Annotated in this window: 8 protein-coding genes; all 8 read left to right on the top strand. The window is 33.3% G+C overall.

Annotated elements, in window-relative coordinates; genetic code table 11:
- Positions 1 to 583 precede the first annotated feature (583 nt).
- Positions 584 to 742 carry a hypothetical protein gene (locus tag AC1RPJ_RS07465; protein ID WP_185931198.1) on the top strand — a complete coding sequence of 53 codons (159 nt, stop codon included), beginning with the start codon at positions 584 to 586 and terminating at the stop codon, positions 740 to 742.
- A gap of 159 nt (positions 743 to 901) precedes the next feature.
- Positions 902 to 1333, top strand: a complete 432-nt coding sequence (locus AC1RPJ_RS07470; protein WP_220741389.1) for a GNAT family N-acetyltransferase — start codon at positions 902 to 904, stop codon at positions 1331 to 1333.
- Positions 1321 to 1485, top strand: coding sequence for a hypothetical protein (locus AC1RPJ_RS07475; RefSeq protein WP_013102110.1), 165 nt, complete (start codon positions 1321 to 1323; stop codon positions 1483 to 1485). The genes AC1RPJ_RS07470 and AC1RPJ_RS07475 overlap by 13 nt, the downstream gene beginning before the upstream one ends.
- Positions 1486 to 1974: 489 nt before the next feature.
- Positions 1975 to 3210, top strand: a complete 1236-nt coding sequence (gene mobV, locus AC1RPJ_RS07480) for a MobV family relaxase (protein WP_481761987.1) — start codon at positions 1975 to 1977, stop codon at positions 3208 to 3210.
- 503 nt (positions 3211 to 3713) lie between these two features.
- A complete protein-coding gene (locus AC1RPJ_RS07485; protein WP_481761986.1) occupies positions 3714 to 4868 on the top strand; it encodes a RepB family plasmid replication initiator protein in 1155 nt (384 codons plus the stop codon).
- Positions 4861 to 5505, top strand: coding sequence for a hypothetical protein (locus tag AC1RPJ_RS07490; protein WP_481761985.1), 645 nt, complete (start codon positions 4861 to 4863; stop codon positions 5503 to 5505). The genes AC1RPJ_RS07485 and AC1RPJ_RS07490 overlap by 8 nt, the downstream gene beginning before the upstream one ends.
- On the top strand, positions 5493 to 6692 hold the full coding sequence (locus AC1RPJ_RS07495) for a restriction endonuclease subunit S (RefSeq protein WP_224143287.1): 1200 nt from the start codon (positions 5493 to 5495) through the stop codon (positions 6690 to 6692). Before AC1RPJ_RS07490 ends, AC1RPJ_RS07495 begins: the two co-directional genes overlap by 13 nt.
- Before the next feature lie 62 nt (positions 6693 to 6754).
- Positions 6755 to 7509: plasmid replication initiation protein (locus tag AC1RPJ_RS07500; RefSeq protein WP_481761984.1), on the top strand; the 755-nt coding region annotated here is incomplete at its 3' end.

Here is a 7509-nt window from a genome sequence, read left to right on the forward strand (position 1 = left end):
AAAAACAAAAAGTTAATCCTGAAAATTACATTTTTGGCGCAATGAGAAATACTTTTGAAGTGTGGTACAGCGAATACTTGCAATCATTAAGTTAAAATGGCTAAATTAGCTCATATAAGAGCCATAGAGAAACTTTAAAAGCAACAAAGTACAAAGACTAGTAAAATGTTAAAAATGCCTTAGAAGCGTTATTAAAGGCAATTAAAATCAAAGGACAAGATAATATCTTGTCCTTTTTTTCTGATTATTTTGAAGTTAAACAATTAAATTATGTATCATACTACCTTTTTTAGAAAGCTCATTTTACACTGCGTAATACGTCTGTTTACTGTCACTTACCATATCAAAAACAGTCAAAAATAAAAGGGTATATAAACTCACAAGTTCGCCCTTGTATTTTTTTTATGTTTTTTATCTGTTTTCATCACAGCAAACGACCGAAAACGCACTGGAAAAAATGAACTATCAAAATAAAAAAAGGGGGTGATCTATGTACATAATTTAATAACTTAAAAATAATCATCAATCCAGCTTCACTCACTCAACACCTAAAAAAAATGTGTTTAAAAGAAAGGACAGAAAAATGAATAAAAAGTTTTTAAAGCAACAATTAGATAATGCAGAAAGCGAGAATAGAGTGATAAGTAAAGCTCAAAATGAACAAGAAACTAAAGTGTTAATACGAAAATATGGAACGCTAGGTAACTTAAATAAACGATTGTTAGAATTAGAATATTTTTAAATTATAAGGAGTGGAAATAATGGAACTAATAAGTGTAGAAACAATATGTGAAACAATAAATGGAAAAGAATATGATTAATTAATATCATTTCCTAGTTTTAGATAATTGAATCCTCTCCTATTTCTTATTAAACTTGTTTTAGGAAAAAGGGGGCTACAATGATTACAAAATTAAACAGTTTTTCAGACAGGGATTTAGAACAATTGGCACAGATTTGGTTGAATGGCAATTTACAAGCACATTCATTTATTCCCGCTCAGTATTGGAAAAATCAATTTGTGAACATTAAAAAAATGTTGCCTGAAGCAAATATTTTTGTGTATAGGAATAATGAAATAATTATCGGTTTTTTAGGCGAATTAGATGGTTACATAGCTGGATTATTTGTTGACATGAACTACAGAAAGCAAGGTGTTGGTAGCCGATTAATTAATTACCTAAAACAAATAAACGACAAATTAACACTTTCAGTCTATGTAGATAATATTAATGCCGTTAATTTTTATGAGAATAAAGATTTTATCATAGACAGTGTAGGTATGGATACTGAGACTGATTCAAAAGAGTATCGTATGACTTGGGAAAAATAAAAGGTAAAGACTTTTTTTATAAAAGCTTTGCTTTTTATTTTGCAATAAATAATGCTAATGTAAGTGACAGAATAATTAGTACCAATATCGCTAAGACACTTTTGATGCCAAAAGCAATAGTTAGACTTATCAAAATAATAAGTGGCAAATAAAAATAGTCCAATTTATTGACTTCTGAGCAATCCATACCAGTGTAGATTTATTAAAATTGTTACCAAAAAAACGCGTGTAGTTTGCTTACAGGAAATATTGGTCATAACTTAATACGATGAGAAATTATATTAGCATTCAAAATAAGTTGAGATACAGATACTATCTCAACTTATTTTTTTATGGGGTTAAGCTGACACCAGCTTGCCCCACGCGGGTAGCGTTCTGCATGACATGCTCTCACTGAAAGTGATCCTGCAATGATAAATTGCCCCGTCACGGCGTGACCCGCCAGAGGTTTTACAAGCCGGATAAGTGGCGCTGTAAAATAGCAGTTTCCCCAGTAAGAAGGGGAAACGCTACGGTCATCGCTTGGCGATGACGCGCCTCGCAGAGCCTGTCCAAAATATTATTTTGGTATAACAGGCTATACCAGATTTTTAACGGTGTTATACTGGTCTTGGAAAACCCTTTTTGAGGAGGCATTTTTGATGGCGCATTTAAAGAAAAATACGCGTGGCGCAGTCCCAGGTTTAGCGGTTCACTTTGAACGTAAAACCGACCATCACACTAACAAAGAAATTGATGTGTCGAAAACCTATCTAAATCAAGATCTGATGGCGGATGGTTCTGATATGCTGTCACGCTTCAATGCGCGTTTAAATGACGTTTATTGCATGAAAAGAGACGATGTGAAGGCGTTAGCGACTTGGATTGTCACTTTACCTGAAGAACTTACAGAAGCGTCCTACGAGCAACAGAGCGCCTTTTTTGAAGCAACCACTAATTTTCTGAATGACCGTTATGGTCAAGAAAATGCCGTGGCCGCTGTCGTACATTATGACGAGACAACCCCTCACTTGCACTATGCCTTTGTCCCAGTGGTTTTTGATAATAAAAAAGCACGTGATAAAGTATCCGCTAAAGAAGTCCTCACGCGCCATGATTTGCAAAGCTTTCATGAGGATTTAGATGAGCATTTAAAAAAAGTGCTGCCCTTTTATGAACAAGGGATTTTAAATAACAAAACCTTACCGTTTGAGAATGTCGCTGAAATCAAAAAATACAACGATCAGTTTAACGCTTTAAAAACTGAACTAGCCGATATTGAAGACAATATTCGTGCGAAACAGGCCGTACTTAAAATCACGGATCAAGCCTTAACGGAATTGGACTTAGCCGAAAAACAAATTGATGCCTTTAAACAAGACTTATCTAAAAACCTCTTTGGTAAGACGGTGCTTAAACCAGATGACTTAGATCGCTTTAAAAGTGTGTTAGCCACGATGAAGAAAGCCACCTTGCAAAGCCAGCATGAGACACGAGAACTCAAGCAAACGTTAGGCCAAGTCAACGCGCAATTAGCTGACATCCAAGCTGACTATCAAAACCTGAAAGAAACTCATCAAATGTTTCAGAAGCGGCAGCGAGAACAGCAAAAAATGGACTATGTGATGCGTGACATGCTTAAAAATGATTATGGTGTCGACAAACTATCGCATACTGATGTGGAGGCTCGGTATGTTCTTTATAAGCTGGATCATGAAGAACTCACTCAAAATAAAAAAGTAGCCCAGACCTGGTTAAAGACACTGACGACAGCTAGAGCAGATCCAGATACGAAAATAGCGCCAACTAGATTAGATTGGGGTATTGAACAAGTTAAAGCATTAATTAATCGAATCATTGAATTAACGCGTGATATTTTTAAAGGGCCAAGTCTTTAACGTTATAACGGCCTATTTGCTCGTCTAAGCGTTTTTAACCATGTGACGTAGAAATAATCATCAAATAGATTCAAACGTCGCTATTGGCTTAATAAGGGGCAATTAGGTTACATAACCAGGAATCCATCATTTAAAATAATGCCAAACAAAAAGAACACTCTGGACAAACATTATGTACAACGGTGTTCTTTTTGTTTTGTTTTTATTAATTCAATAAAAAGGCGAAGCCTATTATAAGTTTATCTTTTATATTTTAATCTTTTGTTCTTTTGCGTGGTTATAAAGTGAGCATTAGCAATGCTTCAAAGCTAAATACGTGTACAAAATACTGTGCATACGTGTACAAAATACTGTGCATACGTGTACAAAATACTGTGCATACGTGTACATTTTATTTTTTCATGTACACGTAAAATGCTATAATAAAAAGCATAAAGAAATTCCCGACAAAAAGTTTTTCTTTATGCTTATATCCAACAACACGCCCAAAGGAGTGTATCTATATGTCCATTATATCAGAATCAAAGACAAGGCAGGTGCAGACCTTGAATGAATTATCAAAAAGAAAAGTGGTCGAACACAATAGCTTAATCACATCCATTGCCAAAATGGATAAAACGCCGCTTAAAATGTTTGAATTAGCTGTTTCTTTAATCGATACAGAAAACCCACCTCAAGATCAAACGGTTTATTTATCAAAGCAAGAAATGTTTGCTTTCTTTAAGGTGAATGATAACGATAAACATAGCCGATTTAAACAAGCGATTGAAAGAATGCAGAAACAAGCTTTTTTTCAGATTAAAAAAGAACAAGATAAAGGGTTTAAGTTTGTTAGTATTGTGCCAATCCCTTATGTGGAATGGACGGATTATAGTGACGAAGTAAAAATTGAATTTCATCGTGAAATCATGCCTTACTTAATCAATCTTAAAAACAATTTTACGCAACATGCTTTGTCAGACATCGCAGAATTAAATAGCAAGTATGCCATTATTCTATACCGTTGGTTATCGATGAATTACAACCAGTACGAGCATTACAGCTTTAAAGGTGGTCGGAGACAAGACCAAATTGATAGTTATCGTAATCCTGAAATTAGTATCCGAGATTTACGAGAAATGACAGATACGATAGATGAGTATCTGGATTTTAGAAATTTTGAAAAAAGAATTTTAAAAAATGGTATTGAAGAAATTACAAATAATACAACTTTTAATGTGACGTACGAAAAAGTTAAAAAAGGGCGCAGCATTGATAGCATTGTCTTTCACATTACTAAAAAACAAGTTGCGGCTGATAGTAGTTATAAACAGGATGATCCCGTTTATATCGAGGGCAAGATTCGTCAAGAAGAAACAGAAGATATGTTGACTGTTAAGGCAATAAAAAGTCCCTATACAAAGTTACTTATGGAGCAGTTTTTATTGTCATATATTGATTTAACGGATACGACTATTTTGTCAGGGTTACAGAAAAATGTATATCCACTTTATGACGAATTAAAAGAATTACGTGGTTTAAAGGGCGTGAAAGAACACTTAGCCTATATCAGAGACAAACAAGATGACTATTCGAAAAAGAATATTGCTAAGTATCTTAAAAAATCGATTGAACAGTATCTACCAATCGTTAAAAGGCAGGATATAGATCATGAGTGACAATTTAAAAACGATTCGAGAACTTGCAGATGAGTTAGGAGTTAGCAAGAATAAAATTCATTATCAAGTTTCTAAAATATCAAGCGAATATGTAGTTAGAAATAATAGTATGAAGCTATTAACCGCTGAAGCGGTTAAACAAATAAAAGAAAATATAGGTATTGAATTAAACAGTAGTTTAAACAGTAAGTTAAATACCGTTAAACACCAAGAAAACACTAATATAAAAGGAAATACAAGTGTTGAAGGCGTTGAATTAAACAGCACTTTAAATAGCTATTTAAACAGTCTTAAACACCAAATTGAATATCTTGAATCTCAAAATACCAATAAAGATGAACAAATAAAAAGTTTAGTGGAAGCACAAAAACAAACGCAAAATTTGTTAGACCAGCAACAACAATTAGCCTTACAAGATAAAAAGTTGTTAGAAGAATACAAAGCAAAAAACGACAGATTAAAAGTTCTCAAAATGCCCTCACAGGAAACACAATTCAAACACTTAGACAATCAATATAAAGATGAAGTGAACGCTCTTAAAGAGAAGTTGGAAAATTTGCAGGAACAAATCAAAGATCAAAAAAGGATAGAAGAACAAGAAAAACCAAGAAAATGGTGGGGACTATGGCGAAAATAGATGATTCAGTTAAAAAGAAAGTTCCTGAATTGCGATTTGCGGGGTTTGCTGACGATTGGGAAGAGCGTAAGTTGGGTGAATTAGCTAGTTTTTCAAAAGGCAATGGATATACAAAAAATGATTTAGTCGAATTTGGAGATCCAATAATTTTATATGGTCGCTTATATACAAAATATGAAACAGTTATTGAGAAAGTAGATACATTTGTAAATAAGAAAGATAACTCAATAATTAGTGAAGGATCTGAAGTCATAGTACCTGCATCAGGAGAATCTTCAGAAGATATTTCTAGAGCTTCAGTTGTTGGTAAATCAGGTCTAATTTTAGGCGGAGATTTAAATATAATTAAACCAGTAAATTATATTGATTCTATTTTTTTAGCTTTAACTATTTCTAATGGATCTCAACGACAAGAAATGTCGAAGAGAGCTCAAGGAAAATCTGTAGTTCATCTGCATAACTCTGATCTAAAACAAGTAAATCTTTTATATCCAAAATTAGAAGAACAACAAAAAATTGGGACATTCTTCAAACAACTTGATTGCGCTATCGCTCTTCATCAACGTAAGTTAGATTTGTTGAAAGAACAGAAAAAAGGCTACTTGCAAAAAATGTTTCCAAAAGCTGGAGAAAAAATTCCTGAATTGCGATTTGCGGGGTTTGCTGACGATTGGGAACAGCGTAAGTTGGGGGAGATATTTAACTATGAGCAACCAACAAAATATATTGTTAAATCTACAGAGTATGATGACACTTTTAATACACCTGTTTTAACAGCAGGTAAGAGTTTCTTATTGGGCTATACAGATGAGATTACTGGGATTAAAAATGCTACCGTAGAGAATCCAGTTATTATATTTGATGATTTTACAACTGGTTCTCATTATGTAGATTTCCCTTTTAAGATTAAGAGTTCCGCAATGAAATTACTTAGTTTGAATGATAATTCTGACAATTTCTATTTTATGTTTAATACGTTGAAGAATATAAAATATGTACCTCAAAGTCATGAACGTCATTGGATTTCTAAATTTTCAGAATTTGAAATCTATAAACCTAGTCAGGAAGAACAGCAAAAAATTGGTTCATTTTTCAAACAACTCGACGACACTATCGCTCTTCATCAACGTAAGTTAGATTTGTTGAAAGAACAGAAAAAAGGCTTTTTACAAAAGATGTTTGTTTAGGGGCTATAATTATATAATGACCCCTAGAAAAGACTATTAAAACAGCCCTCGTTATCTACTAGTTGGATAATGGGGGCTGTTTTTTTGTTAAATGGTATAATGGATCATATATAGCAGGACTATTATTTCAAATCAAGCAAGGATTTGATCCCAAGAAAAAGAAAAATTTACCCAATCGACTTTACCTTGATGATTTAGAAGTTACAGCAAAAGACGTGTATATTAAACGGGATTTTGCTAATAAAACGGCTGAAACCCTTGATACAAGCGGACATCACGAAATCGGACGCCGACAAGAAAATAATAAAACAGCTGAAACCCTTGATACAAGCGGACATCACGAAATCGGACGCCGACAAGAAATGGCTGAAACCCTTGATACAAGCGGACATCACGAAATCGGACACAATCTATATAAGACTAACTTAGATACTAATAAAGATACTAATAAAGATACAAGCATGCTTGATTTTTCATCAATTAATTTCTCTCAAAATGTTCTACAAAAACAAAATCAAGACATTGTAGCTAATGCAAGCGAATTTCTAGTATCAAACGGAAATGCAGGTAAAATTCCTTTAGAAGCTGAAACAATAAAGTTAATCAGTTTATGGTCTGCAAATGATCCAAAGAAAATGGAAAAAATGATTGGGATTATTTTTAATGCTAAAAAAGCAAGTGAAACATTTATTACTCAACAAACAGGAAAACCAACAACTATCTTTTTAGATAACTATGAAGATTTGCAACATGACATCACAGTTTCATTGAGAAGAACATTTAACGCTATTAGAAATAAACAGGATAAAAAACAAAA

It is taken from the genome of Dellaglioa sp. CoH-57-MRSF-17, from assembly GCF_056782015.1.

Excerpts from the sequence above, each read along its gene's own strand:
- AC1RPJ_RS07470 (WP_220741389.1), top strand. The coding sequence starts at position 902 with ATGATTACAAAATTAAACAGTTTTTCAGACAGGGATTTAGAACAATTG.
- mobV (WP_481761987.1), top strand. The coding sequence starts at position 1,975 with ATGGCGCATTTAAAGAAAAATACGCGTGGCGCAGTCCCAGGTTTAGCG.
- AC1RPJ_RS07490 (WP_481761985.1), top strand. The coding sequence starts at position 4,861 with ATGAGTGACAATTTAAAAACGATTCGAGAACTTGCAGATGAGTTAGGA.
- AC1RPJ_RS07495 (WP_224143287.1), top strand. The coding sequence starts at position 5,493 with ATGGCGAAAATAGATGATTCAGTTAAAAAGAAAGTTCCTGAATTGCGA.
- AC1RPJ_RS07485 (WP_481761986.1), top strand. The coding sequence starts at position 3,714 with ATGTCCATTATATCAGAATCAAAGACAAGGCAGGTGCAGACCTTGAAT.
- AC1RPJ_RS07465 (WP_185931198.1), top strand. The coding sequence starts at position 584 with ATGAATAAAAAGTTTTTAAAGCAACAATTAGATAATGCAGAAAGCGAG.